Source organism: Actinoplanes sp. NPDC051861 (assembly GCF_040681145.1).
GTDB lineage: Bacteria > Actinomycetota > Actinomycetes > Mycobacteriales > Micromonosporaceae > Actinoplanes.
Genome location: NZ_JBFAYE010000010.1, coordinates 97,999 through 122,261 on the forward strand (window position 1 = coordinate 97,999; position 24,263 = coordinate 122,261).

27 protein-coding genes are annotated in these 24,263 nt (G+C 70.5%); 18 read left to right on the forward strand and 9 right to left on the reverse strand.

What is annotated here, in order from left to right; genetic code table 11:
• Positions 1 to 20 precede the first annotated feature (20 nt).
• Positions 21 to 932 (reverse strand): LysR substrate-binding domain-containing protein, encoded by a 912-nt coding sequence (locus AB0M02_RS25395; protein ID WP_364230736.1) that lies wholly within the window; start codon positions 930 to 932, stop codon positions 21 to 23.
• 70 nt (positions 933 to 1,002) lie between these two features.
• Here AB0M02_RS25395 and AB0M02_RS25400 point away from each other — a divergent pair, with 70 nt between their 5' ends.
• Both AB0M02_RS25400 and AB0M02_RS25405 read left to right on the forward strand, forming a co-directional pair.
• Positions 1,003 to 1,830: a LysE family translocator gene (locus tag AB0M02_RS25400; protein ID WP_364230739.1), complete on the forward strand. Its 828-nt coding sequence runs from the start codon at positions 1,003 to 1,005 to the stop codon at positions 1,828 to 1,830.
• A gap of 25 nt (positions 1,831 to 1,855) precedes the next feature.
• Positions 1,856 to 2,227, forward strand: coding sequence for a nuclear transport factor 2 family protein (locus AB0M02_RS25405; protein WP_364230740.1), 372 nt, complete (start codon positions 1,856 to 1,858; stop codon positions 2,225 to 2,227).
• Between the two features lie 295 nt (positions 2,228 to 2,522).
• On the opposite strand, the gene AB0M02_RS25410 is transcribed toward AB0M02_RS25405, so the two are convergent.
• From AB0M02_RS25410 to AB0M02_RS25420, 3 genes are all read right to left on the reverse strand, one after another.
• Positions 2,523 to 3,350 carry an amino acid ABC transporter permease gene (locus AB0M02_RS25410; RefSeq protein WP_364230742.1) on the reverse strand — a complete coding sequence of 276 codons (828 nt, stop codon included), beginning with the start codon at positions 3,348 to 3,350 and terminating at the stop codon, positions 2,523 to 2,525.
• A gap of 1 nt (position 3,351) precedes the next feature.
• A complete protein-coding gene (locus AB0M02_RS25415; RefSeq protein WP_364230745.1) occupies positions 3,352 to 4,206 on the reverse strand; it encodes a transporter substrate-binding domain-containing protein in 855 nt (284 codons plus the stop codon).
• A gap of 560 nt (positions 4,207 to 4,766) precedes the next feature.
• Positions 4,767 to 5,420, reverse strand: coding sequence for a GntR family transcriptional regulator (locus tag AB0M02_RS25420; RefSeq protein WP_364230747.1), 654 nt, complete (start codon positions 5,418 to 5,420; stop codon positions 4,767 to 4,769).
• 148 nt (positions 5,421 to 5,568) lie between these two features.
• Here AB0M02_RS25420 and AB0M02_RS25425 point away from each other — a divergent pair, with 148 nt between their 5' ends.
• Genes AB0M02_RS25425 through AB0M02_RS25440 form a run of 4 tightly spaced genes read left to right on the forward strand, consistent with a single transcriptional unit; the run spans position 5,569 to position 8,332 of the window.
• Positions 5,569 to 6,609: a LacI family DNA-binding transcriptional regulator gene (locus tag AB0M02_RS25425; RefSeq protein ID WP_364230749.1), complete on the forward strand. Its 1,041-nt coding sequence runs from the start codon at positions 5,569 to 5,571 to the stop codon at positions 6,607 to 6,609.
• Positions 6,606 to 7,448, forward strand: coding sequence for a DUF72 domain-containing protein (locus AB0M02_RS25430; RefSeq protein ID WP_364230752.1), 843 nt, complete (start codon positions 6,606 to 6,608; stop codon positions 7,446 to 7,448). Before AB0M02_RS25425 ends, AB0M02_RS25430 begins: the two co-directional genes overlap by 4 nt.
• Positions 7,449 to 7,454: 6 nt before the next feature.
• Complete coding sequence (locus tag AB0M02_RS25435; RefSeq protein ID WP_364230754.1) at positions 7,455 to 7,907, forward strand: hypothetical protein; 453 nt, start codon at positions 7,455 to 7,457, stop codon at positions 7,905 to 7,907.
• Positions 7,904 to 8,332 carry a hypothetical protein gene (locus AB0M02_RS25440; RefSeq protein ID WP_364230755.1) on the forward strand — a complete coding sequence of 143 codons (429 nt, stop codon included), beginning with the start codon at positions 7,904 to 7,906 and terminating at the stop codon, positions 8,330 to 8,332. Before AB0M02_RS25435 ends, AB0M02_RS25440 begins: the two co-directional genes overlap by 4 nt.
• Here AB0M02_RS25440 and AB0M02_RS25445 read toward each other — a convergent pair whose 3' ends face one another.
• The gene (locus AB0M02_RS25445; protein WP_364230756.1) at positions 8,333 to 9,205 is read right to left on the reverse strand and encodes a dienelactone hydrolase family protein; all 873 of its coding nucleotides are present in this window, start codon (positions 9,203 to 9,205) and stop codon (positions 8,333 to 8,335) included. It lies immediately after the preceding gene.
• A gap of 177 nt (positions 9,206 to 9,382) precedes the next feature.
• Here AB0M02_RS25445 and AB0M02_RS25450 point away from each other — a divergent pair, with 177 nt between their 5' ends.
• From AB0M02_RS25450 to AB0M02_RS25460, 3 genes are read left to right on the forward strand one after another with little or no spacing between them, the layout of a single operon-like run.
• On the forward strand, positions 9,383 to 10,504 hold the full coding sequence (locus tag AB0M02_RS25450; RefSeq protein ID WP_364230757.1) for an RNA ligase RtcB family protein: 1,122 nt from the start codon (positions 9,383 to 9,385) through the stop codon (positions 10,502 to 10,504).
• On the forward strand, positions 10,449 to 10,817 hold the full coding sequence (locus AB0M02_RS25455) for a VOC family protein (protein WP_364230759.1): 369 nt from the start codon (positions 10,449 to 10,451) through the stop codon (positions 10,815 to 10,817). Before AB0M02_RS25450 ends, AB0M02_RS25455 begins: the two co-directional genes overlap by 56 nt.
• The gene (locus AB0M02_RS25460) at positions 10,814 to 11,146 is read left to right on the forward strand and encodes a VOC family protein (protein WP_364230761.1); all 333 of its coding nucleotides are present in this window, start codon (positions 10,814 to 10,816) and stop codon (positions 11,144 to 11,146) included. The genes AB0M02_RS25455 and AB0M02_RS25460 overlap by 4 nt, the downstream gene beginning before the upstream one ends.
• Positions 11,147 to 11,229: 83 nt before the next feature.
• On the opposite strand, the gene AB0M02_RS25465 is transcribed toward AB0M02_RS25460, so the two are convergent.
• Both AB0M02_RS25465 and AB0M02_RS25470 read right to left on the reverse strand, forming a co-directional pair.
• Positions 11,230 to 11,871 carry a TetR family transcriptional regulator gene (locus tag AB0M02_RS25465; RefSeq protein ID WP_364230762.1) on the reverse strand — a complete coding sequence of 214 codons (642 nt, stop codon included), beginning with the start codon at positions 11,869 to 11,871 and terminating at the stop codon, positions 11,230 to 11,232.
• On the reverse strand, positions 11,868 to 12,434 hold the full coding sequence (locus tag AB0M02_RS25470) for a sugar O-acetyltransferase (protein WP_364230763.1): 567 nt from the start codon (positions 12,432 to 12,434) through the stop codon (positions 11,868 to 11,870). The genes AB0M02_RS25465 and AB0M02_RS25470 overlap by 4 nt, the downstream gene beginning before the upstream one ends.
• 114 nt (positions 12,435 to 12,548) lie before the next feature.
• Here AB0M02_RS25470 and AB0M02_RS25475 point away from each other — a divergent pair, with 114 nt between their 5' ends.
• From AB0M02_RS25475 to AB0M02_RS25500, 6 genes are read left to right on the forward strand one after another with little or no spacing between them, the layout of a single operon-like run.
• On the forward strand, positions 12,549 to 14,579 hold the full coding sequence (locus tag AB0M02_RS25475) for a bifunctional aldolase/short-chain dehydrogenase (RefSeq protein WP_364230766.1): 2,031 nt from the start codon (positions 12,549 to 12,551) through the stop codon (positions 14,577 to 14,579).
• Entirely contained in the window at positions 14,576 to 15,955 is a 1,380-nt protein-coding gene (locus AB0M02_RS25480; RefSeq protein WP_364230767.1) for a rhamnulokinase family protein, read from the forward strand. Before AB0M02_RS25475 ends, AB0M02_RS25480 begins: the two co-directional genes overlap by 4 nt.
• Positions 15,956 to 15,958: 3 nt before the next feature.
• Entirely contained in the window at positions 15,959 to 16,693 is a 735-nt protein-coding gene (locus tag AB0M02_RS25485; RefSeq protein ID WP_364230770.1) for a (Fe-S)-binding protein, read from the forward strand.
• Positions 16,690 to 18,117 carry a LutB/LldF family L-lactate oxidation iron-sulfur protein gene (locus AB0M02_RS25490; RefSeq protein ID WP_364230772.1) on the forward strand — a complete coding sequence of 476 codons (1,428 nt, stop codon included), beginning with the start codon at positions 16,690 to 16,692 and terminating at the stop codon, positions 18,115 to 18,117. The genes AB0M02_RS25485 and AB0M02_RS25490 overlap by 4 nt, the downstream gene beginning before the upstream one ends.
• Complete coding sequence (locus tag AB0M02_RS25495; protein WP_364230774.1) at positions 18,114 to 18,713, forward strand: LUD domain-containing protein; 600 nt, start codon at positions 18,114 to 18,116, stop codon at positions 18,711 to 18,713. The genes AB0M02_RS25490 and AB0M02_RS25495 overlap by 4 nt, the downstream gene beginning before the upstream one ends.
• A 36-nt stretch (positions 18,714 to 18,749) precedes the next feature.
• The gene (locus AB0M02_RS25500) at positions 18,750 to 19,097 is read left to right on the forward strand and encodes a DUF1330 domain-containing protein (protein WP_364230776.1); all 348 of its coding nucleotides are present in this window, start codon (positions 18,750 to 18,752) and stop codon (positions 19,095 to 19,097) included.
• Positions 19,098 to 19,168: 71 nt separating this feature from the next.
• Here AB0M02_RS25500 and AB0M02_RS25505 read toward each other — a convergent pair whose 3' ends face one another.
• Positions 19,169 to 19,981: a phosphatidylinositol-specific phospholipase C/glycerophosphodiester phosphodiesterase family protein gene (locus tag AB0M02_RS25505; RefSeq protein ID WP_364230778.1), complete on the reverse strand. Its 813-nt coding sequence runs from the start codon at positions 19,979 to 19,981 to the stop codon at positions 19,169 to 19,171.
• A gap of 113 nt (positions 19,982 to 20,094) precedes the next feature.
• Between AB0M02_RS25505 and AB0M02_RS25510 the strand changes: the two genes are divergently transcribed.
• Positions 20,095 to 20,433, forward strand: a complete 339-nt coding sequence (locus tag AB0M02_RS25510; RefSeq protein WP_364230781.1) for a YciI family protein — start codon at positions 20,095 to 20,097, stop codon at positions 20,431 to 20,433.
• Between the two features lies 1 nt (position 20,434).
• Positions 20,435 to 21,658 (forward strand): sigma-70 family RNA polymerase sigma factor, encoded by a 1,224-nt coding sequence (locus tag AB0M02_RS25515; protein ID WP_364230784.1) that lies wholly within the window; start codon positions 20,435 to 20,437, stop codon positions 21,656 to 21,658.
• Here the strand turns inward: AB0M02_RS25515 and AB0M02_RS25520 are convergent.
• A complete protein-coding gene (locus AB0M02_RS25520) occupies positions 21,635 to 23,080 on the reverse strand; it encodes an MFS transporter (protein WP_364230786.1) in 1,446 nt (481 codons plus the stop codon). The genes AB0M02_RS25515 and AB0M02_RS25520 overlap by 24 nt on opposite strands.
• A gap of 63 nt (positions 23,081 to 23,143) precedes the next feature.
• Here AB0M02_RS25520 and AB0M02_RS25525 point away from each other — a divergent pair, with 63 nt between their 5' ends.
• Entirely contained in the window at positions 23,144 to 24,235 is a 1,092-nt protein-coding gene (locus AB0M02_RS25525; protein WP_364230788.1) for an efflux RND transporter periplasmic adaptor subunit, read from the forward strand.
• Positions 24,236 to 24,263: the final 28 nt, after the last annotated feature.

Genomic DNA, 24,263 nt, shown 5'->3' on the forward strand with positions numbered 1-24,263 from the left:
TGGTTTGGATGACGGCTGGTTCAGCGGTTGGCGGCTACGTCCTTTAGTAGGCGCAGGAACGCTTCGACCAGGGGTGTGAGGGTCGTGTCGGTCTGGGTCACCGCGTAAAGGCGGCGGTGCAGGTCGCTTGACTCGAGAGGGCGGTGTGTCGTGCCCGGCGTGTTGTTGAGGGCGAGCCGGGAGACCAGAGCGACGCCGATGCCGGTGCCGACGAGTGCCTGCGCCACGTCGTAGGAGGCGGTCTGGAAGCGGATGTCGGGGGTGAAACCGGCGGCGGACGTGGCGCGGTCGAACTGGGCGCGGGCTGCGTGCCCGGCAAGGATGACCACCCACGCGTCGGCGCTGAGGTGGTCGAGGCGGAGTGGTTGGTCAGCGGCCAACGAGAGAGCCAGGGGGTGATCGTCGGGGAGGACCACGACCATCGGGTCGTCGAGGATTGGGTGCAGGCGGATGTGGTCCGGTGCGGTGGGCGGGTCGTCCCAGGCGGCGATCACGGCCAGGTCCAGGTCGCCTGCCGCTACGGCTGGGACGCCGTTCTCGGACTGGATGTCGATCACCGAGAGGTCGGCGTCCGGGTGGCGGTGCCGCAGGGCGGTGAGCGCGGGTGGCAGCAGGTGCAGGGCGGCGGCATGGAACGCGCCGAGGCGCAGCCGCAATGACAGCTGGCCGAGGAGCCGGGCCAGACCGGCGGCGGCGATGGAGGTCTCGTGATCGACGGTTCGGCCGTGGGCTGCGAGGAGGGCGCCGGCGGCGGTGAGTGTCGCGCCCCGTGGGCCGCGCCGGACCAGGGGAGCTCCGCTGTCGCGTTCGGCGCGGGCTACCTGCTGGGTGACGGCGGCCGGGGTCAGACCGAGTGCCGAGGCGGCTGCGGCGAGGGAGCCGTTGCGGTCGATCAGCGCGAGGAGGCGGAGTTGTTCGGGGCCGATCGGCATTAAACGAGCTTAATGCTGAGAGGTGGAATGTTCACTTCTCTTGAGGAAGGGAGGCCGGGAGGCTGGGTTCATGCCCGTTCACATCGGTGTTTTCGTTGCTACTACCTGGATGCTCGCCATGTTGCCCGGCGCGGGGCAGGCGCTCGTGGTCCGGCAGACCCTGGAGGGTGGGCGGCGCCGGGCGTGGGCCGCGATCGCTGGTACTTGTTCCGGGCTGGTGATCTGGACTACCGCGGCGGCGGCCGGGCTTTCAGCGGTGCTGCTCGCCAACCCGAACGCCTACACGCTGCTGCGTATCGCTGGTGGGTTGTTGCTGGCCGGGCTCGGTGTGAGCACGCTGCGGTCGCTACGAGCGGATGGCCGGCGGCAGCGCATCGGAGGGGACACCCCCAGGCAGGACGAGGGGAGCCGGCTGTCGGAGGTTGACGACGAGGGGAACCGGCTGTCGGAGGTTGACGACGAGGGGAACCGGCTGTCGCAGGTTGAGGACGAGGGGAGCCGGCTGTCGCAGGTTGAAGGGGACAGGCTTGAAGGGGGCCGGCGTGAGTGGGAGGACGGCTGGCCGGCGCGGAGTGTGGGGGATGGGGTGAGGTGGGAGCGGGAGCGGCGGCGGGCTTATGTTGCGGGGCTTGCTACCAACCTCGGCAATCCGAAGGCTGGGGTGTTCGCGGTTTCGTTGTTGCCGCAGTTCGTCAGTGCTGACGGGCCGGTTCTGGTTTCCAGCGTCGCGTTGGGGGTGCTCTGGGCGGTGGTTACCGGGACGTGGTACGTGGTGTTCACCTGGCTCGTTGATCGGGGGCGGGCGTTGGTTGCTCGGCCGGCTACGCATCGGCGCCTTCAGGTGGTCACCGGGTGCACGTTGCTCTGTCTTGGTGCGGCTGTTGCGGCGGGGGTTTGAGGTTGGGGTGAATACAGTGCCTGGCATGGGAGAAGACGATCTCGAGGCCCTGCTTCTCGTGGCTGAGCGCCGGCTGCAGGAGGCGCAGAGGGCGGGGGATGTCGAGGAGCTGGACCGGCTTCTTGACGAACGCCTGATCGCGGTCGGGCCGGACGGGGCGCGGTATTCCAAGGAGGACGACCTCGAGGCGTACCGCAGTGGCACCTCTGTGGTGACGAGTCTTGTCGAGGAGGAGTTGGGGTCGCTGGTTGTCGGGAGTACCGGTGTCACCTTCCTCACCGGCACGGTGAGCGGCACTTTCGGTGGGGCGCCGATGAGTGCGCGGCTGCGGTACACGCGGACGTGGGCCTATGACGGCGGTTGGCGCATCGTGGCGGCACACATCGCTCCCGCCTAGTTCGCCTCGAGGTCTGCGGGGTTCGGGTGGGACCGGCTATGGCGTTTCTTCAGGAGGAGCGCGCGCGGGCGTGGGCTGGGTAGTGGCGCAGTTTTGGGTGGGCCCTCCTCGTGGCGAGCGGACAGGGCGGTCATCGGGCGGACAGAGCGGTCATCGGCGGGCTGGGTGGACTGGGCGGGCCGGGTGGACTGGGTGGGCCGGGTGGACTGGGGTGGACTGGGCGGGCCGGGTGGACCGGGTGGACCGGGCGGGTCGGGTGGACTGGGTGGGCAGGGTGGACCGGGTGGGCGGGCGGTCAGAGGGCGGGGTACTTCCGTTCCAGGAGGTGCTGGGCGAGTGTGATCACGGCGGTCAGTAGTAGGTACCAGAAGGCGGCGACGAGTAGCAGTTCGAGGTATTTGAAGTTGGTGTAGTAGATGCGGCTCACTGCCAGGAGGATTTCCGCGTAGCCGATCGCGTACGCTAGAGAGGTGTTTTTGATCATGAGAATGTATTGATTTCCGAGGGCCGGTAGGACGATTCGGAACGCCTGGACCAGCACGATCTGTTGCATGATCTTGCTGGATGGCATGCCGAGGGCTCGGGCGGCGTCGCGCTGGCCGGCGTCTACGCCCTGGATGCCGCTGCGGACCACCTCGGCCATGTAGCCGGCCTCGGCCAGGGTGAGCGCGAACAGTCCCGCGACGAACGGGGTGAAGATGTTGCTCGCCGGCTGGTAGGGGATCAGCACGATGTCGGTGCCGGGGACGTAGAGGCCGATGTGCCCGATTGCCCGGGGTACGGCGTAGAACCAGATCAGGAGCTGGACCAGCATCGGCGTGCCGCGGAAGACGAAGACGTATCCGGCGGCGGCGGTGCGCAGGACCGGGTTGGGGCTGATCCGCAGCAGCGCGATGCCGGTGCCGAGGACCAGGGCCAGAGCGGTGCTGAGGGTGGCCAGGGCGAGGGTGGCCTGGACGGCCTTGAGGATCGTGGGGGCGAACAGGTACTCGCCCACGGTCGCGAGGTCGAAGACGCCCGAGGTGAGCAGCGGGTGGAGGACGGCGAGGAGGGCGGCGACGGCTACGGCTGCCTGGAGCGTGTGGGTCCAGGGGCGCGGGTGGCGTACGACGTCGTCGGTCACGTCACGGCCTGCCGCTGAGGTCCCCGTTGTAGGCGGGCCGGGTCAGGGCGCCGGACTCGAGGTCCCACGCGGCCAGGATCCGCCCGTATGTCCCATCCTTGATCATGCCGTCGAGCGTCTCGTAGACGGCGTCGCGGAGGGTGCGGTTCCCCGCATTCCCTTTCCGGAACGTGAAGTTGATCAGGTAGTCGACCAGGTGGTAGCCGGTGGTCGCGAACTGGTCAGGGTTCTCCTCGACGATGTACCGCGCCTGGGCGAGGTCCGGCGCGTAGGCCGTGATCCGCTCGGAGAGCAGGCCCTGCAGTCCGAGTGGGGTCGAGGTGTAGTACTCGATCTCGATCGGCTTGCCACCGCACTTCTCGTTGAGGCCGGCGACCGCCTTCTCCAGAGTGGTCGAGCCCTCGATCATGCCCAAGCGGTGCCCGCACATCGACTCACCGGTCCCGAACCTGCCCTCGTCGGTTTTGCGTACCAGGAAGGTGGCCCCGGACTGGAAGTACCCGATCATGTCGACCTGCTCGGCCCGCACCGGGTTGTAGCTCATGCCGCCTGACCCCATGTCGAACCGCTGCGCCTCCAGGCCGGCGATCAGCGCTGAATAGTCGGACTGCACCCACTCCGGGGTGAGCCCGAGCCGCCCGGCGATCTCCTCAGCGATCTCCACACCGAAGCCGCGGAGTTCGTCCGACCCCTCCGCCCGGAACTCGCCCGGCACATAGGCCTGCTGCGACCCGATCTGCAGAGTGCCACTCCGGATGGTCATCTCCGCACCGGCGGCGGTCGACGCCGGCTTCCCGCAGCTTGAGGTAACAAGAGCCACGATCAGCAGCACAACCGGCAGCGTCCTCGGTGACATCCACGTCTCCCTGCTGCTCGTGCTCGCCGAGACCGTATTGGGGGGCGGTTCCAGTAGAAACGCCCCGGCCCAGGCAGACAGCACCTTCAACTTGCGCACCGCAATGTATACCGCGCGGTGTGGAGGCCCGTGCCGGTGGGGAAGCGCACGGACCGGCGCCGCCAGACGGCCGGGGGATGGGCGGACGGCCGGGAGTGGAGATGCAGGAGGCGGCGCCGCCGGACGGCCGGGTGGGGAAGCGGATGGGCGGACGGCCGGCAGTGGAGATGCAGGAGGCGGCGCCGCCGGACGGCCGGGTGGGGAAGCGGATGGGCGGACGGCCGGGAGTGGAGACGCAGGAGGCGGCGGCGGGGATGGCCGGGGTGGAAAAGCGCACGGCGGACGGCCGGGAGGGGAAGTGCAAGCGGCGGACGGCCGCGAGGGGAAGTGCAGGAGCCGGCGGCGAGGGACGGCCGGGAGGGGAAGCGCATGGGCCGGCGCCGTGGGACGGCCCGGTGGGAGCGCCTGGCGGCCCGCCACGGGCGAAGGGGACTGTGTTGATCGGGCGTACCAAATAAGCCCTAAATAATCCCTAACGCCGCCCGAATGATGCGCCCGGTGTTGCCCACATGCTCTCTCGCGATTTTCGCCGCGGTCTCCCCGTCGCCGGCGCGCAGGGCCGCGACCAGCTCCCGATGCTGGGTGTTGACGATCTCGTCGTCGGCGGGGGTGAACACCACCGGCTGATTGAGGTTCCAGTAATGGATCTTCGTGCGGCGATGGAGTTGCGCGACCACCGCATTGCCGCAGCTCTCGGTCACGATGTCGTGGAAGACGTTGTTGAGCTCGTTGAGCCGCAGGCGGGAGATCGAGTCGTCCTCCATCGTGACGATCAGGGCCTCCATGCGGGCCAGCTGGTCGTCCGTCACGCGCTGTGCGGCGAGGTAGGCGGCGTGGGCCTCGACTCCGGCTCGGGCCTCGATGATCTCGAGAATCTCGGCCGGGGTGTGATCGCGGACCACCCAACCCTTACGCTGGACCACCAGGCCCTCCTGCACGAGGCGGAACAGTGCCTCGCGCACCGGGGTCCGGCTCACCTCGAGCCAGTCCGCGATCTCGTTCTCGACCAGGCGATGGTTGGGGCGCAGCTCGGCCGAGAGGATGGCGTCACGCAAGCGCTCGTGCACCACGTCGGCGCGGTCGACGGTGCGAGGCGGTGACGGCGGTGTACTCATGGGGTAAGGGTATACACCTCAGTACACTGAGTGAGCATCCTACCGATCTTGAAATGTTTCACACCCTAGAGTTCCTGTTTAGACGCTGCTTTCGCTATATTCAGTTTGAAGAAAAGCCGGAGTTTCAAAAGCCTGGGGGAAGACACCGGTGAGTCAACAGCCTCGCAACGGCCGTGCTCCATCGGTCAAGGACGTCGCCGCGGCCGCGGGTGTCTCGCTGGGCACGGTCTCCAACGTGCTCAACCGTCCCTCGGTGGTCAGCGCCACCACCCGTGAGCGGGTCGAGCGTGCGATGGCCGAGCTGGGCTTCGTGCGCAACGAGTCGGCCCGCCAGCTGCGCGCCGGCACCAGCCGGGCGCTCGCCTACGTGATGCTCGACGGCGGCAACCCGTTCTTCCACGACGTCGCCGAGGGCATCGAGACGGCCGCGGAGGCCGCCGACCTCTCGCTGTTCGTGTGCAACAGCAACAGCCGGGTCGATCGCGAGGCCAAGCACCTCGACCGGCTCGTCCAGCAGCGGGTGCAGGGCATCCTGATCACGCCGGTCGACCCGGACGCGCCGCACCTGCAGGAGATCGGCCGGCGCGGCATCCCGTTCGTCATGGTGGACCGGCTGAGCAGCGGCGGCGACCACTGCTCGGTCGCGGTCGACGACGTGCTCGGCGGGCGCATCGCCGTGGAGCATCTGATCGACCGCGGTCATGAGCGGGTCGCGTTCGTCGGCGGGCCGTCCAGCATCGGCCAGGTCCGCGAGCGCCTGCAGGGTGCCCGGGAGGTGTGGTCCGAGCTGGGCATGCCCGAGGAGGACCTGATCCACCTGCCCACCGAGGCGCTCACCGTGAACGAGGGGCGCTCCGCCGGGGAGCGCCTGGCCGGCCTGCCCAGCCGCCGCCGCCCGACCGCCGCGTTCTGCGCCAACGACCTGCTCGCCCTCGGTCTGCTGCAGCACGCGGTGAGCGCCGGCCTGCGCGTTCCCGACGACCTGGCGATCGTCGGTTTCGACGACATCGACTTCGCGGCGGCCGCGGCGGTCCCGCTGACCTCGGTGCGCCAGCCGCGCCAGGAGCTGGGGCGCACCGCGGCCCGGCTCGTCCTGGACGAGGCGACCAACCCGGACCACGAGCACGAGCAGGCGACGTTCGTGCCCGCGCTGGTCGCCCGCGCCTCCACCGGTACTGTCAGGCGGTGAATCTGCACGTCGGCTGCGCGATGTGGAACCTGAAGTCCTGGCAGGGGCGGTTCCTGCCGCAGTCGCCGGACCGGCTCCGCTTCTACGCCGGGTGGTGCAACGCGGTCGAGGGCAACACGACGTTCTATGCGACGCCCGCGCGCGAGACCGTGTCCGGCTGGGCCGCGCAGACGCCGAGTGAATTCCGGTTCGTGCTCAAGCTGCCGAAAACGGTCACGCACGAGCGCCGGCTGGGCGACGCGGCCGAGCCGTTGCGCGCCTTCTTCGACGCGATCGAGCCCCTCGGCCCGCGGGTTCACGCACTCTGGGTGCAACTGCCGGGATCCTTCGGACCCGGCGACCTGACGGTTCTGTCGCGCTTTCTGCGGAGCATGCCCACTTCTTTCCGGTACGCGGTGGAAGTGCGCGATCCCGCCTTCTTCTCCTCGCCGCAGCGCCTGGAGGAGGTGCTCGCCGAGTCCGGTTCGGAGTGGATCCCGTTCGACACGACAACGTTCTTCGCCACGCCGCCGACCAGCGACGAGGAGCGCGACGCCTGGATGAAGAAGCCCCGCATGCCGTTGCGGACGCGGGCGCTGACGGATCGGCCGATCATCCGCTACCTGGGGCGCGACGACACCGCGCGGACCGTCGAGGGCTGGCAGCGCTGGGTGGAGGTGGTGGCGGGCTGGCTGCGGGAGGGCCGCTCGCCGACGGTCTTCGTCCACACGCCGGACAACGCGGACGCTCCGGAGCTGTGCCGCCGGTTCCACGACGAGGTCCGGGAGCTGGTGCCGTCGCTGGCACCGCTGCCGTCACCCGCACCCCTGCCGGAAAGTGGTCCCCTGACCCTATTCTGATCGGTCATGGGCGTCCTCTACGACTACTTCCGGGCTGCCGACGCGGCCACCGTCGTGCGGTTGATGGCGGAGAACGACGGCGGGTCACCCGATGAGGTCGAGCTCGTCGACGCCAAGGGCATCGATCCCGTCGTCTCCCTGGGCAAGCTGATCGGCTTCATCGTGGACGAGCCGTGGTCGGTCGATCTGGTTCGGTCGTCGCTGGTGTGGCCGTCCGGCGACGAGCTCGAGGAGCACGAGGGCCCGTGGGTGGAGGAACTCGGTGACCGGACCCGGGACGCCCTGGCCGGTCTCGACCCCGCCCGCATTCCGGAGCTCGCCACCCGGTGGGCCGGGATCGAGGAGTTCAGCGGCTACGCCGACAACGAATTGCTGGCGTCCGGCATCACCGAGATGGCCGCCCTGGCGCGCAACGCCCGGGACGCCGGGGAACACCTCTACTGCTGGAGCAGCCTGTGATCTCCGGCGTCGCCGAGCGCAGCCTCGGCAGCCGCGTGCTCGTGTGGGGCCAGTGGGTGCTGCTGGCAGCCTTCCTGCTCGGCAGCTTCGGTGTGCTGATCATGGCGGTGGTGCAGACCGGTGACGCGGGTGCGCTGTTCGACCCGCGCCTGGAGCGGCTCGACGACCCGAAGGCCTCGATGCCGGACTCGGTGTGGAACCCGTTCGCCTGGATCGTGGGGATCGCCCGGCTGGTCGCGATGCTGGTCTTCGTGGCCGGGATCGCCGGCGTGATCCTGGGAGTCGTGGCGATCGCCCGGTCCCGTCACGTCGGGGACCGGGCGGGTTACCGGTGGAGTCTGGCCGGCACGGTTGCCTGGATCCTGGTGCTGATCCTCATGCTGACGCCGTACGGGCGAGCACTCCACAGCTGGTTGCTGGACTGATCAGGCGTGCGGGCAGGTGGCCCGGTACTCCTGGATCGCCGTGCCGGAGGGCGCCGGGCACAGGAACTGGTCGTAACGGGTGTCGTTGTCGATGAACCGCTTGAGCCAGGACAGGCTGTACTTCGCGACCGTCACGTTGCCACCGGACGTGGGCGCCGAGTGGCTCGCGTTGTTCAACTCCAGGTACGCCTTGTCCGGCGCTGACGTGAGGCTCGTGTAGAACGGCTCGGAGTGCGACGAGACCGGCGCCACGGTGTCGTTCTCCGCCCCGATGATCATCGTGGGTACGCGTACGGTCGTCCACGACTTGGTGCCGTGCCACGGGGTCATCGGCACGGCCGCCTGCAGTGCGGGGCGGGTGCGCGACGCGGCGAGACTGCCGCCGCCGCCCATCGAGTGGCCCATCACGCCGAGCCGGGTGGCGTCGATGCGCGTGCGCACCGAGCTGGTGTTCGTCAGGTAGTCGAGGGCCGCCAGCAGCTGCGTGCCGCGGCTGTCCGGCTGGTCGAGCGTGCTCAGCGTGTCGATCGTGACGACGACGAAGCCCTGTGAGGCGAGCCGCGGTCCCAGCCAGGCGACGCTGGACTGCGAGGCGGTGAAGCCGGGGGAGATGGCGACCGCGCCGAACGTGCCGGAGGCCGTGGAGGTCGGGTAGTACACGGTGCCGCCGCCGAAGCCGCTGACGCTGGAGCGCGCCACGGTGACCTGCGAGATCGCGAACGATCCGCGGCTGGCCTCGATGCTGGCGTTGGTGGGTGCGGGGCCGCGCTCGTACGGGTTCGCCGCGGCGGCGGGTGCTGCGGGCGCCAGCAGGATCGCGGCGGCGGCAACGGTGAGAGAGGCGAGGAGGCTGACCTTCCGGTGACGGGACATGTTGAACTCCCAGGGGTAGGGGGAGATGGATCAACATCGATGGATGTAAATAAGCTAACTCGCCGGTAACAAAGTGGTAATCCCAGCCGCTACCTGCCTCCGGTGTTATGTAGTTGGCGGGGTGCCAAGAAGTAATTCGGTTGCCGGACCTCGGCGTTTCTTCTGAAATCAACGTTCGTGTCCGCAAACGTCACCGTCTTCGCGCAGCCCGGCAGCTGGATCGAGTCCACCGCCGTGGACCAGTGCCACCAGGTCGCCGCCCTCGACGGCATGATCAATGTGGCCGGCATGCCCGACCTGCACCCCGGCAAGGGCGCCCCGATCGGCGCCGCCATGACCTCGTCGGTTCTCTATCCGCTGCTCGTCGGCTCGGACATCGGCTGCGGCATCGCGGTCTTCCCGCTGCGCCTCAAGCGCGCCGACCCGCAGCGGATCGCCGCCCGCTTCCCGGATCTCGACGTGCCGGTCGACCCGGCCGGTCTCGACGTCCCGGGCGGGTACACCGACAGCCTCGGCACCGTCGGGCGCGGCAACCACTTCGTCGAGCTGGCCCGCGTCGACGAGGTGTTCGGCGCCGATCAGGATCTTTCCCAGGGAGACCTGGTCCTGATTGTGCACAGCGGCTCGCGCGGGTTCGGGGAGCGGATCCTGCGCTCGCACACCGAGGTGTACGGAGCCGGGCCGGCCGCCGACTCCGGGGCGTACCTGGCCGCGCACGACGACGCGGTGCGCTGGGGTCATCTGAACCGGCGGCTGATGGCCGAGCGGGTCGCTGCGGCGATCGGCGCGGGCCTCGGCGAGCCGGTCACCGACGTCTGCCACAACTCGGTGGAGATCCGCGACGGGCTCTACCTGCACCGCAAGGGCGCGGCCCCGGGTGACGGGCGGGACGTGCTGATCGCCGGGACGCGCGGCACGCGGTCGTTCCTGGTGGCCACCCACTCGAGCCCGGAGGCGGGCTGGTCGGTGGCGCACGGTGCCGGGCGCAAGATGTCGCGCGCTGACGCGCTGCGCCGCGGCAGGGCCAAGCACACGGTCGAGGAACTGCGGCGTACGCCGGTCGGCTCCCTGGTCGTCTGCGGTGACCGGCAGCTGCTGTTCGAGGAGGCGCCCACCGCGTACAAGCGGATCGAGCAGGTGATCGCGGATCTGACCGGTTTCGGGCTGGCCACACCGGTGGTAAGTACGGTTCCGTTGGTTACCTACAAGACGGCGGAGGTCAAGAGTGGTCGCATTCCGGGACGTGTCGACGATCGTGTACGTCGAGGACATGGAGGCCGCTCTCGCGTTCTACCGTGACCTGCTCGGGTTCGGCGTGACCTTCCGTTTCCCCGACGAGGGCCCACCCGCGTTCGTCGCGCTGGAGCAGGGGATCTCCCTCGCGCTGGTGGTCGACGGGCAGATCGGCGCACACGGGCAGCCGATGCGGCTGCGGGAGAGCCGGCAGTTCGAACTGTGCGTGTACACCGACGACGTCGACAAGGCGGTCGGTGAACTGCGCGCTCACGGGGTAACGGTGCTCGCCGAGCCGGCCGACCAGCCCTGGGGGGAGCGGATGGCGTACGTGACCGACCCGCAGGGCAACCCCGTCATGCTGTGTGCGCCGCTGTGAGCGCCGACCTGTTCGCGGGGATCTCGGTCAGTGATCGCGGGGTCGCCCTCGACTTCTACGAGCGGCTGCTCGGCAAGGAGCCGGCGTTCTTCCCGAACGACGTGGAGGCGGTGTGGGAGGTCGGCGAGCACCGGTACCTCTACTTCGAGGTGCGGCCGGAGCACGCCGGGCACGGGCTGGTCACGCTCTTCGTCACCGACCTCGACGAGTGGGTGGCGGGGATCAGCGCGCGGGGGATCGAGCCGGTGAAGCGGGAGACGTACGACAACGGGGTCCGGAAGATCACGTACGCGGATCCGGACGGCAACGAGATCGGCATCGGTGGCTGACACGGGGCGGTGGCGGCCCCACGCCGCCACCGCACCCCGTACCCGTGCCGCAGGGCCGCAGAAAGCCCTCGTAGTTCGGACGCTCAGGAGCCCTTGAAACGTTGCGCGCGTAACACAGAATTTACAATCGAGCGGATCTCGTCCTCGGGTACGGGCGTGGTCGCGAGCACCTTGTGGATCACGAGACCCTCGATCAGCGCGTCGACGCCGCGCGCGGCGGCCGGGTCGACGAACCGCTCCAGCACCCCCCGGCTCGTGCGCATCCAGGTCTCGGTGACCTCGCGGAGCACGGGGTTGCGCAGCGCCGCCAGGTACAGCTCGTAGGCGATCGCCCAGTCGTCGGAGTCGGCGCCGGCGTCACCCTGGATCAGCGCGATCACGGCCTCGATGAGCTGGTCACGGGTGTGCACGCCGTCGAAGTGGGCGGCGTAGACGGCGGACATGCGCTCCGCGTACCGGCGGAAGGCATGCGTGCGCAGGTCGTCGAGACCGGTGAAGTGATAGGTCAGGGAGCCGAGGGGTACGTCGGCCTCGGCCGCGATCAGCCGGTGCGTGGTCCCCGCGACGCCGTGCTCGGCGATCACCCGGATCGTCGCGTCGACGATCCGGTCCTTGCGTTCGGGGTCGTGCCGCCTGGCCCGCCGCTCCGGGCCCGCACTGCCCGGAGGGGCACTGCCCGGAGGAGCACTGCCCGGCGGGGCTGCCTGGGCGGGGACGGTGTTCACAGTTCGCGGATGACGCGGGCCGGGGAGCCCACCGCCACCACGTTCGCCGGCAGGTCGCGGACCACCACCGCGCCGGCGCCGACCACCGTGTTCTCCCCGATCGTGACGCCCGGGCAGACGATGACGCCGCCGCCGAGCCAGACGTTGTCGCCGATCACGATCGGCTGCGCGGCCTCCCACTTGTCCCGGCGCGGTCCCGGCTCCAGGGGATGCGTGGCCGTGAGGATCTGCACGTTCGGCCCGATCTGCACGTCCTCGCCGATCGTCACCGTGGCCACGTCCAGGATCACCAGCCCGAAGTTGGCGAACGACCGGGCACCGAACGTCGTCTGATACCCGTAGTCGACCTGCAGCGGCGGCCGGATCTCGGCGCCCTCCCCGTAGCCACCGAGCAACTCGGAGAGCAACTCCCGGCGCCGGTCGTAGTCGGTCGGATCGATCGTGTTGATCTGATGAGTGAGCCGCTGGGCGCGGGCGATGTCCCGCGCGATCTCGGGGTCGTCGGCTATGTACAGCTCGCCGGCAAGCATCCGCTCGCGCATGCTCTTCTCGCTGACGGTCATGTGTACAAACGTACGCGGATCGCGCCACCGGCAAGTGCCCTTGACCACACCAGGAGCGCGTGCGTAATCTGTCCGTAACTCTGAAACGTTTCACGCTCGCTGGACAGGACTGTCATGACCAACCCCGTAGTCTCCGAGCTGATCGCCCGCTCGAACCGTCTCGGTGCGGATCCGCGCACGACCAACTACGCCGGCGGGAACACGTCCGCCAAGGGCACCGGCACCGATCCGGTCACCGGAGGGCCGGTCGACCTGGTCTGGGTCAAGGGCTCCGGCGGCGACCTCGGCACGCTCACCGAGGCCGGTCTCGCCGTGCTGCGCCTGGACCGGCTGCGGTCGATGCCGAGCGTCTACCCGGGTCTCGAGCGCGAGGACGAGATGGTCGCCGCGTTCGACTACTGCCTGCACGGTCGCGGTGGTGCCGCGCCGAGCATCGACACGGCCATGCACGGGCTGGTGGACGTCCCCCACGTGGATCATCTGCACCCGGACGCCGGCATCGCGATCGCGACCGCCGCGGACGGGCCGGCGCTGACCAAGGAGATCTTCGGCGACCGGGTGCTCTGGGTGGACTGGCGCCGTCCCGGCTTCCAGCTGGGTCTCGACATCGCCGCCGCGCAGCGGGCGAATCCGCAGGCCGTCGGCGTCATCCTGGGCGGGCACGGCATCACCGCGTGGGGTGCGACCAGCGACGAGTGCGAGGCCAACTCCAACGAGATCATCTCAACTGCCGCGGCCTATCTGGCGGAGCACGGCCGCAGCGCGCCCTTCGGCGAGCTGGTCCATCCGGCTCTTACCGAAGATGTACGGCGTAAGCGCGCTGCCGCCCTCTTCCCCGTGATCCGCGGTCTCGCCTCCACCGATCGCCCGCAGGTCGGCCACTACAACGACAGTGACGTGGTGCTCGACTTCGCCGGCCGCGAGCGGATGCCCGAGCTGGCCGCCCTCGGCACGTCCTGCCCGGACCACTTCCTGCGCACCAAGGTGAAGCCCCTGGTCGTCGACACCGCGCCGGACGCACCGCTGGAGGAGGTCGTCGAGCGGCTCAAGGAGCTGCACGCCGCCTACCGCGAGGACTACCGCGCCTACTACGACCGCCACGCCACCCCGGACAGCCCGGCGATCCGCGGCGCCGACCCGGCGATCGTGCTGGTCCCCGGCGTCGGCATGTTCTCGTTCGGCGCCAACAAGCAGACCGCCCGGGTCGCCGGCGAGTTCTACGTCAACGCGATCAACGTGATGCACGGCGCCGAGTCGGTCTCCCGGTACGCCCCGATAGACGAGTCGGAGAAGTTCCGCATCGAGTACTGGGCACTGGAAGAGGCCAAGCTGCAGCGCATGCCCAAGCCGAAGCCCCTGGCCACCCGCGTCGCGTTCGTGACCGGCGGCGGCTCCGGCATCGGACGCGCCATCGCCCTGCGCCTGGCCGCCGAGGGCGCCTGTGTCGTGGTCGCCGACCGCGACCCGGCGACCGCCGAGTCCGTGGCCCGCGAGATCGGCGGCACCGACGCGGCCGTCGCGGTCACCGCCGACGTCACCGACGCGGCCGCGATCGAGTCCGCCCTGGACGAGGCCGTGCTCGCCTTCGGCGGCGTCGACCTGGTCGTCAACAACGCCGGCCTGTCCATCTCCAAGCCGCTCCTGGAAACCACCGAGCAGGACTGGGACATCCAGCACGACGTGATGGCCAAGGGCTCGTTCCTGGTCGCCAAGGCCGCCGCCGGCATCCTGATCGCGCAGGGCCTGGGTGGCGACATCGTCTACATCTCCAGCAAGAACTCGCTGTTCGCGGGCCCGAACAACGTCGCGTACGGCGCGGCCAAGGCCGACCAGGCACACCAGGTCCGGCTGCTCGCCGCCGAGCTCGGCGCGTACGGCGTACGCGTCAACGGCATCAACCCCGACGGCGTGGTCCGCGGCTCCGGAATCTTCGCCGGCGGCTGGGGCGCGAAGCGCGCCGCCGTCTACGGCGTGCCGGAGGAGAAGCTCGGCGAGTACTACGCCCAGCGCACCCTGCTCAAGCGCGAGGTGCTGCCGGAGCACGTGGCCAACGCGGTCTTCGTGCTCACCGCCGGCGACCTGTCGCACACCACCGGCCTGCACATCCCGGTCGACGCGGGCGTAGCCGCCGCGTTCCTGCGATGAGCGAGGCTTTCGCCGCTGTCGACCTCGGCGCGTCCAGCGGGCGCGTCGTGGTCGGCCGGCTCGGCGGGGGCGAGCTGACTCTCGACGTGGTGCACCGGTTCCCGAACGAGCCGGTGCGCACCGGCGGCACCCTGCACTGGGACATCCTGTCGCTGCACCGGGGCATGGTCGACGGGCTGCGCGCGGCCGGGCCGGTCACCAGCATCGGGATCGACTCCTGGGCGGTCGACTACGGGCTGATCGACGAGACCGGCGCGCTGCTCGGCAACCCGGTGCACTACCGGGACTCGCGGACCGACGGGATCGCGGCCCGCACCGGCGACCTGTATCCGGTGAACGGCCTGCAGACCCTGCCGTTCAACACGGTCTACCAGCTTCTCGCGGCGGCCGGCACACCCCAGTATCAGCTCGCCCGGCACGTGCTGCTCATCCCTGACCTGCTCGCGTACTGGCTGACCGGGGAGATCGGGGCGGAGTACACGAACGCGTCGACCACGGGACTGCTCGACGTCGCGACCCGCGACTGGTCCGCCTCGCTCGTCGCCGAGCTGGGGCTGCGGGCGGACCTGCTGCCGCCGATCCGGCACCCGGGCGAGGTGATCGGGCACTACGAGGGGACACCGGTCGTGGCGGTCGGCTCGCACGACACGGCGTCGGCCGTCGTGGGGGTGCCGGCGAGCGGTAGCGATTTCGCGTACATCTCCTGTGGCACCTGGTCCCTGGTAGGCATGGAGCTCGACCACCCGGTGCTCGGCCGCGAGTCGCGGCAGGCGAACTTCACCAACGAGGGTGGCGTCGACGGGACGATCCGCTACCTGCGCAACGTCATGGGTCTCTGGCCGCTGCAGGAGTGCCTTCGCGAGTGGGGTACGCCGGACCTCGCGCAACTCCTCGCCACGGCCGCCGCCGAACCGGCCCTGGCACACGTCGTCGACCTGGACGACCCGCTGTTCCTCCCGCCCGGCGACATGACAGGTCGTCTCCGGAAGGCGGCCGGGCTCTCCGCCGACGCGAGCCCGGCAGTGCTGGTCCGCTGCATCGTCGACAGCCTGGCCCTCGCGCACCGGCGTGCCGTGGTCCAGGCGCAGGAGCTCTCCGGCCGGGCGGCGAGTGTCGTGCACCTGGTCGGCGGCGGCGCGCTCAACGAACTGCTCTGTCAACTGACCGCCGACGCCTGCGGTCTGCCGGTGCTCGCCGGGCCGGTCGAGGCGACCGCGCTCGGCAATCTGCTCGTCCAGGCGCGCGCGGCCGGCGTGGTCGAGGGCGGGCTTGATGCGTTGCGGGCGCTGGTACGCCAGACTCAACGGATCGTGCGCTACGAACCCCGCGGCGACGAGGCCGCGTGGTCGGCCGCGTCCGCACGGGCTTGGAGGTGATCGGTGCGGATAGCGCTGTTCGCGACATGTCTCGCGGACACATTGTTCCCGCAGGCGGCCAAGGCCACCGTCCTGCTGCTGGAGCGGCTCGGCCACGAGGTGGTGTTCCCGGCCGAGCAGACCTGCTGCGGGCAGATGCACATCAACACCGGCTATCAGAAGGCGGCACTTCCGCTGGTCAAGCGTTATGTGAACACCTTCGACGCCTATGACGTGATCGTCGCGCCGTCCGGCTCGTGCGTCGGGTCGATACGGCACCAGCACGAGATGGTCGCCACGAGGTACGGCACCGCCGGGCTCGCCGACCGGGCCGCGTCGGTCGGAGCACGCACCCACGAGCTGTCCGAACTGCTGATCGACGTGCTCAAGGTCGAGGACGTGGGTGCGTACTACCCGCACCGCGTCACGTACCACCCGACCTGCCACTCGTTGCGCATGACCCGGGTCGGTGACAAGCCGATGCGGCTGCTGCGCCAGGTCCGCGGCATCGACCTGGTGGAACTGCCCGCGGCCGAGCAGTGCTGCGGCTTCGGCGGCACCTTCTCGCTGAAGAACGCCGAGACGTCCACGGCGATGCTGGCCGACAAGATGACGAACATCGTCTCGACCGGCGCCGACGTCTGCTCGGCCGGCGACGCCTCCTGCCTCATGCACATCGGCGGCGGCCTGTCCCGGCTCCGCACCGGTGTGAAGACCGTCCACCTGGCCGAGATCCTCGCCTCCACGGAGTCGTCATGAGCACCTTCCTCGGGATGCCGGCGACCGCGCCGCGCGGTGTCGGCCACCTCCGCGGCGACCAGACGTTCCCGGCCGCCGCGCACGACGCGCTCGGCAACTCTCAGCTGCGGCGCAACCTGCGGCACGCGACGACGACGATCCGCGGCAAGTCCGGCCGGGTGATCGCCGAACTGCCGGACTGGCAGGAACTGCGGGACGCGGGCTCGGCGATCAAGGCGGACGTGATGGCCCGGCTCCCTGAGCTCCTCGAGGAGCTGGAGTCGCGGGTCACCGCCGCCGGTGGCGTGGTGCACTGGGCGGCCGACGCCAACGAGGCCAACGAGATCGTCACCCGGCTCGTCCGCGAGACCGGCTCGGAGCGGGTCATCAAGGTCAAGTCGATGGCCACCCAGGAGATCGGCCTCAACGAGGCGCTGGAGGCGGCCGGCATCACGCCGGTCGAGACCGACCTGGCCGAGCTGATCGTGCAGCTGGGCGACGACAAGCCCAGTCACATCCTGGTACCGGCGATCCACCGGAACCGCTCGGAGATCCGGGAGATCTTCCTGCGCGCGATGCCGGGCGTGGACCCGTCGCTGACCGACGACCCTCCGGTGCTGGCCGCGGCGGCCCGGCGCTACCTGCGGGAGACGTTCCTGTCGACGAGGGTGGCGGTGAGCGGGGCGAACTTCGGGATCGCGGAGACCGGCACCCTCGCGGTGGTGGAGTCGGAGGGCAACGGCCGGATGTGCCTGACCCTGCCGGACACCCTGATCACCGTGATGGGCATCGAGAAGGTGCTGCCCACGTGGCGGGACCTCGAGGTGTTCCTGCAACTGCTGCCGCGCGCGTCGACCGGTGAGCGGATGAACCCGTACACGACCATGTGGACCGGCGTCACCCCCGGCGACGGGCCGCAGAACTTCCACCTGGTGCTGCTCGACAACGGGCGCAGCGCGGTCCTCGCCGACGAGATCGGGCGGCAGGCGCTGCACTGCATCCGGTGCTCCGCCTGCCTCAACGTGTGCCCGGTCTACGAGCGGACCGGCGGGCACGCGTACGGCTCGGTGTACCCGGGACCGATCGGCGCGGTGCTCTCACCCCAGCTGACCGGGGTCGCGGACAACGCGTCGCTGCCGTTCGCGTCGTCGCTCTGCGGGGCCTGCTTCGACGCCTGCCCGGTGAAGATCGACATTCCGTCGCTGCTGGTGCACCTGCGCGACCAGGCGCCGCACGCGGCGGCCGAGAAGGCGGCGATGGCGGCGGCGGCCTACACGATGTCGCGGCCCCGGCTCTATGCGAGTGCCCAGCGGGCCGCCAAGCTCGCCCGGATAGCCGGCCGCCGCGGCCGGGGACTGCCGCCGCCGTTGAACGGCTGGACCGCGGGGCGCGATCTGCCGGAGTTCCCGAAGCAGACCTTCCGGGACTGGTGGGCCGGACGATGAGCTCACGTGACGTGATTCTGGGACGGGTGCGGGCGGCGCTGCGGGACGCGCCGGTCGTGGCCGAGGTGCCGCGCGACTACCGGCCGGGTGGCCTCGTTGCTGATCTCGAGGTGCTGATCGACCGGCTCGTGGACTACAAGGCGCGGGTGCACCGGGTCGGCGAGGACGAGGTGGCGGCGACCGTGAGCGCGATCGTCGGAGAGGGCGGTGCGGTACTCGTACCCCCTGGTCTGCCGGAACCGTGGCGCCCAGCCGGCGCCTTCCCCGACGAGAACCTCGCGCCGGATCGCATAGCCGGCGCCGACGCCGTGCTGACCGCGGCGGCCGTGGCCGTCGCGGAGACCGGGACCATCGTGCTGGACGCCTCACCCGACCAGGGCCGCCGCATCATCACGCTGCTCCCCGACGTGCACATCTGCGTGCTGCGCGCCGACCAGGTGGTGGCCACGGTGCCGGACGCGATCGCCCGGCTCGACCCGGCCCGGCCGCTGACCTGGATCAGCGGCCCGTCGGCGACCAGCGACATCGAGCTGAACCGGGTGGAGGGCGTGCACGGGCCGCGCAACCTGCACGTGATCCTCTTACCTCCGGGGTAATCGCGGGTCGCGCCGCGCCCGGCCAGGATCGGTGGCATGACCGCTTACGCCATCGCAGACCTGCGTCCCACCGGCATGAACGACGAGATCATCGAGTACATCGACCGGATCCAGGACACGATGGATCCCTTCGGCGGCCGCTTCCTGGTGCACATGGCCGAGGTCGAGGTCGTCGAGGGGTCCTGGCCGGGCGCCGTCGTGGTGATCGCGTTCCCGTCCCTGGAGGCGATCCGGGAGTGGTACGCGTCGCCCGCCTACACCGAGATCCTGCCCCTGCGAACCCGCCACATCGACGGCGACATCGTGATCGTGGACGGGGTGCCGCCGGGGTACGACGCGCGCGCTTCGGCGGCGGCTCTGCGGGCGGACCTCAGCACCGCGTGATCGCCGGCTGGCGGTGGCGCACCTTTTTTGCGCCCGGGAAAGCTGCGCCATTGCCAGCCGGCCCGGCACGATCAGGCGGCGTGGGCGGGGACCCGGCAGGTGCGCAGGAACGACTCCAGCCCCGCCAGGTCGTCGGTGTTGATGTGGTCGACGTCGGCCGCGACCAGCTCACGCCACACCGCCTCACGGGCCGCCCCCGGGACGTCCGGCGTCGCCCAGAAACGCACCCGCTGCCGGGCCGCGTGCGCGGCGGCCACGAAATCGTGCAGCCTGGCTCGCTCAGCCGCCGGGAACGGCCCCACACCCTGCCAGGTGAACAGGTTGTTCCAGTTGTCGCTGATCAGCGGGATGAACGACGCCGGCACACCGGAGTTCAGGTCGGCGCTGCGGCCGTCGTAGAACGCGTACCGCACCCGCTGCGACTCCATCAGCGAACGCGGCCGGTCACCGCTCACCACGACCGTGACGGCGCCGCGGTGCACCCGGCCGTCCCGGTACGACGTGAGCACCTTGCGGTAGGAGCGCAACACCCGGTCCAGCTCGGTGTACGTCGCCGCGCCGGTGTTCTTGATGTCCACCAGCAGCTGCAGGTGGTGGCCGGACCGCTTCGCCAGCGGGTCGAGGTAGAGCTTCTGCAGCGTGCGGCCCGGCACCAGGTCCTCCGGGTCGTGCCCCACCAGCAGCTCACCGCCGACCAGGTAGATGTCGGCCTCGACACTGGTGAAACCGTGCGACAGCGCGTCGAACAGCGGCCGCTCGTGCTCGTAGTCGTTGTGCGCGTGGGCTCGCGCCAGCGGCCGCACACCGGACGCGTGCGCGGCGGTGGCGCCGGTGACCAGGAACGCGGACGCCGCGAGGGCGAGACATAGAAGTCGGCGAATCATGTGCCCGAGGCTAGGTATCCGTGGTGACGTGGCGGTGGAGAGAATTTCTCCGTGAGGTGTCCATCCGCGGCGGTGTCGTTCGTAGTGATGGCATACCTACCTGAGGAGTGAGCATGAAGTACCTGCTGCTGATCAACGCTGACGCCGCTGACTCCGGCCAGGCTGTTGGGTGTGAGCCGGCCGACTGGATGGCGTACGACAAGGAGGTCAAGGAGGCCGGGATCTTCGTCTCCGGGGAGTCCCTCGCCGACCTGGTGACCGCAACGACCGTGCGGGTGGACGCCGGTGGGAAGCGCACCGTGACCGACGGGCCGTTTGCCGAGACGCGGGAGGTGCTCGGCGGGTTCTACGTGATCGACGTGCCCGACCTGGACGTCGCCCTCGACTGGGCGGCCCGCTGCCCGGGTTCACGGGACGGGTCGATCACCGTGCGCCCGGTCGCGGATTTCTGAGATGGAGGAGAGGGCCGCGGCGAGTGTGGAGGCCGTTTTCCGCGAGGAGCACGGCCGGTTGCTGGCGGCCCTCGTCCGCCGCTACGGCGATCTCGACCTGGCCGAGGAGGTCACGTCGGAGGCGATCGAGGCGGCGCTGCGGCACTGGCCTTCCGAGGGGGTGCCGCCCCGGCCGGGCGCGTGGCTGATGACCACCGCCCGGCGCCGGGCCGTCGACCGGCTGCGGCGCGACCAGGTGCTGGCCACCCGGCTGGCGATGCTGCGGGTGGAGGCGGACCGTGCCGGTCCCGTGCCGCCGGCCGAGCCCGGCGCGGATCTGCCGGACGAGCGGCTGCAGCTCTTCTTCACGTGCGCGCATCCGGCGCTCGCCGCTGAGGACCGGATCGTGCTCATCCTGCGCTGCCTGGGCGGCCTGACCACGCCGGAGGTGGCGCGCGCCCTGCTGGTGCCGGCGGAGACCATGGCGAAGCGGATCACGCGGGCGAAGAAGAAGATCCGCGAGGCGCGGATCCCCTTCCGGGTGCCGGGGGCGGACGAGCTGCCGGAACGCCTGCCGGTGGTCCTTCAAGCGGTTTACTCGATCTTCACTGAGGGGTACGCGGGACAGCGCTCGGATCTTGCCGAGGAGGCCATCCGGTTGACCCGCATCCTCTACCGCCTCCTGCCCGGTGAACGCGAAATCCCCGGCCTGCTGGCGCTGATGCTGCTCGTGCACGCGCGACGGGACGCCCGTGCCGAGGCGGATCTGCTGGAGGACCAGGACCGGGCGCGATGGGACCGGCGGATGATCGCCGAGGGGCAGGAGCTCGTGGTGACCGCGCTCAGCGGCGGCCCGCCCGGCCCCTACGGCGTGCAGGCGGCGATCGCGGCGCTGCACGACGAGGCGGCCGGCTTCGCGAGCACCGACTGGCCGCAGATCGTCGCTCTCTACGACATCCTGCTGCGGCTCACGCCGTCGCCGATCGTGGCGCTGAACAGGGCGGCCGCGGTGGCGATGCGGGACGGGCCGCAGGCGGGCCTGGACCTGCTCGACGATCTGGCGGACGAGCCGAGGTTGCGCGCGCATCACCCGTACCCCACTGCTCGTGCCTTTCTCCTGGAGCGTCTCGGCAGGCGACGCGAAGCGGCGGATGCCTACCGTGACGCGCTGCGGCTGGCCGGCACCGAACCCGAGCGTGCGCTGCTGCGACGCCGCCTTGACTCAGTCCTCGGAGGTGGAGGCTGACGCGGTCGTGACCGGCGGGACCGGAGCGTCCAGACGGCAGTGCGGCGGGTAGGCCGGCTGACTGGCACAGTTGCGAATGGTGACCGCGGCCAGCAGACCGGCCAGCACACACAACACCGCGCAGATCATGGCCGCCGTGTGGAAGCCGTCGGTGAACAGTGCCGCGTCCAGATAGGCCGCGCTGGTCAGGCCCGCCGCCGCGGGCAGCACCGCGACCGCGATCAGCGCCGCCGCGCGGGCCACGTCGTTGTTGACCGCCGACGCCACGCCCGCGTGCCGCGACGGCACCGCCGCCAGCACGGTCGCGGTCAGCGGGGCCACCGTCACGGACAGCCCGAGCCCGAGCACCAGCACCGCGGGCAGCACCTCGGTCAGGTAGTCGCCGCCCGAGCCGATCCGGGTGAACAGCCCCAGCCCGATCCCGACCAGGATCGGCCCGGCGGTCATCTGCGGGCGCGGCCCGATCCGGGCGGCGAGCGCGCCGGACCGCGCGGACAGCAGCAGCATGATGATCGTGATCGGCAGCAGCGAGAGGCCGGCCTGCACCGGTGTGTACCCGGAGACCTCCTGCAACTGCAGCGGCAGCAGGAACAGGGCACCGCCGAGCGCGCCGTAGACCACGAAGGTCACCAGGTTCGTGGCGGTGAACTGCGTGGACCGGAACAGGTGCAGCGGCAGCACCGGCGACGGCGTGTGGCGTTCCCACAGCACGAACGCGGTCATCAGCACCAGCCCGACGATCAGCGCGAGCCAGCCGACACTTTGGATCAATCCGTACGTGACACCGACCAGCCCGAGCGTGACCAGCACCCCGCCGGTGACGTCCACCCGCCCGGTCGCCTCCGGGTCGCGTGACTCCGGGATGTGCCGGTGCGCGGCCCAGACCACGGCCGCGGCGATCGGCAGGTTGATCGCGAAGATCAGCCGCCAGGACGCCGCCTGGATCAGCCACCCGCCGAGGAACGGGCCGATCGCGCTGGCCACGCCGGTCAGCCCGGACCAGGAGCCGATCGCCCGGCCCCGGTCGGCGGGCACGAACACCGCCTCCAGGATGGCCAGGCTGCCCGGTGTCAGCAGGGCGGCGCCGACACCCTGCAGGGCACGCGCCGCGATCAGCGACTCGGTGTTCCACGCGACGGCGCACAGCAGCGAGGCCACCGCGAACCAGACGATGCCGATGCTGAACACCCGGCGCCGCCCGTAGCGGTCGCCCAGCGCCCCGGCCACCAGCAGCAGCCCGGCGAGCGTCAGCGTGTAGGAGGTGACCACCCACTGGAGGTCCTCCATGCCCGCGCCGAACTCGTGGCCGATGGCGGGCAGCGCGATGTTCACCGCCGTGGCGTCGATCGAGGCGATGGCCGATCCGCCGACCGCGGCGGCCAGGACCCAGCGGCCCTGGGCGCTGCCGTACGTGAGAAGCATCGGGCCAGCGTAGCCCCCGGATTTCGGCGCAGAACGTGCCCGTTACCGGAACAATCAGGCACTATGAGCAAGCTAACGGGGCAAAGCCGGGCCAAACGCCGCGCGCGGATGATCGGCGCCGGAATCGTCGCCGCCGCCGCGGTCGTCGGCGGGATCGTCCTGGCGGTCACCCGCGACGAGGCCGTCCGGACCGGCGCAATCGTCGTGGCGAAGGCCGACAGCGGCGAGGTCACCGTCGACGTGGCCACCGTCGGGACCGTGGAACCGGCCACCACCCGCAGCCTCGCTTTCGCGGTCGACGGCACCGTGGCCTCCATCGCGGTCCGGGCCGGCAACCGCGTCCGGGCCGGCGACACCCTGGCCGCCCTGGACAACGCCGCCGCCACCGACGACCTGGCCGACGCGCGCGCCAAGCTGGCCGACGCGCAGGGCCGCCTCACCGACGCCACCGACGACGCCGCCGAGACCACGAAACAGGCGACGGCCTGCGCCCGCCCGAGCGGGACCACCCCCTGCGCCACCCGCGGTTTCCCGGACACCGGTGCCGACCCCGTGCTCAACGCCGAGCAGGCGGTCAACAACGCCGCGAAGGCGGTCGACGACGCCGAGGACGCCCTCGCCGGCACTGTCGTCAAGGCACCGATCGCCGGGACCGTGGTCGAGGTCGCCGGCAGCGTCGGTGACCAGGTGCGCTCGGGCGCGACCGTGATCAGCCTGGCTGACACGTACAGCATGCAGGTCCGGGCGGACTTCCCGGAGGCGGACGCGGGCTCGCTCGCCGAGGGGCAGCCGGCCACCGTCACGCTGGCCGACTCCGACGAGCTGCTCGACGCCTCGGTGGTCCAGGTCGACCCGGCCGGCACCTCGGACGGCACCCTGGTCCGGTACGGCGTCCTGCTCGCCTTCTCCGACTCGCCCGACGACCTGCTCGTGGGACAGAGCGCTCAGGTCAGGGTGCGCACCGGGCAGGTCACCGCCGGGGTGCGCGTACCGACCACCGCCGTGCACGAGATCTCCGGTGACGCCGGGACGGTCCTCGTGCACGACGCGAACCGGTCGGTCGAGCGCGCGGTGGCCGTCGGGCTCCGCGGGGACCAATACACCGAGATAACAGACGGACTGGCCGTGGGCGAACAGGTAGTACGTTCCTGGTGATTGTTCAATACAAGCCACCACGAACCGG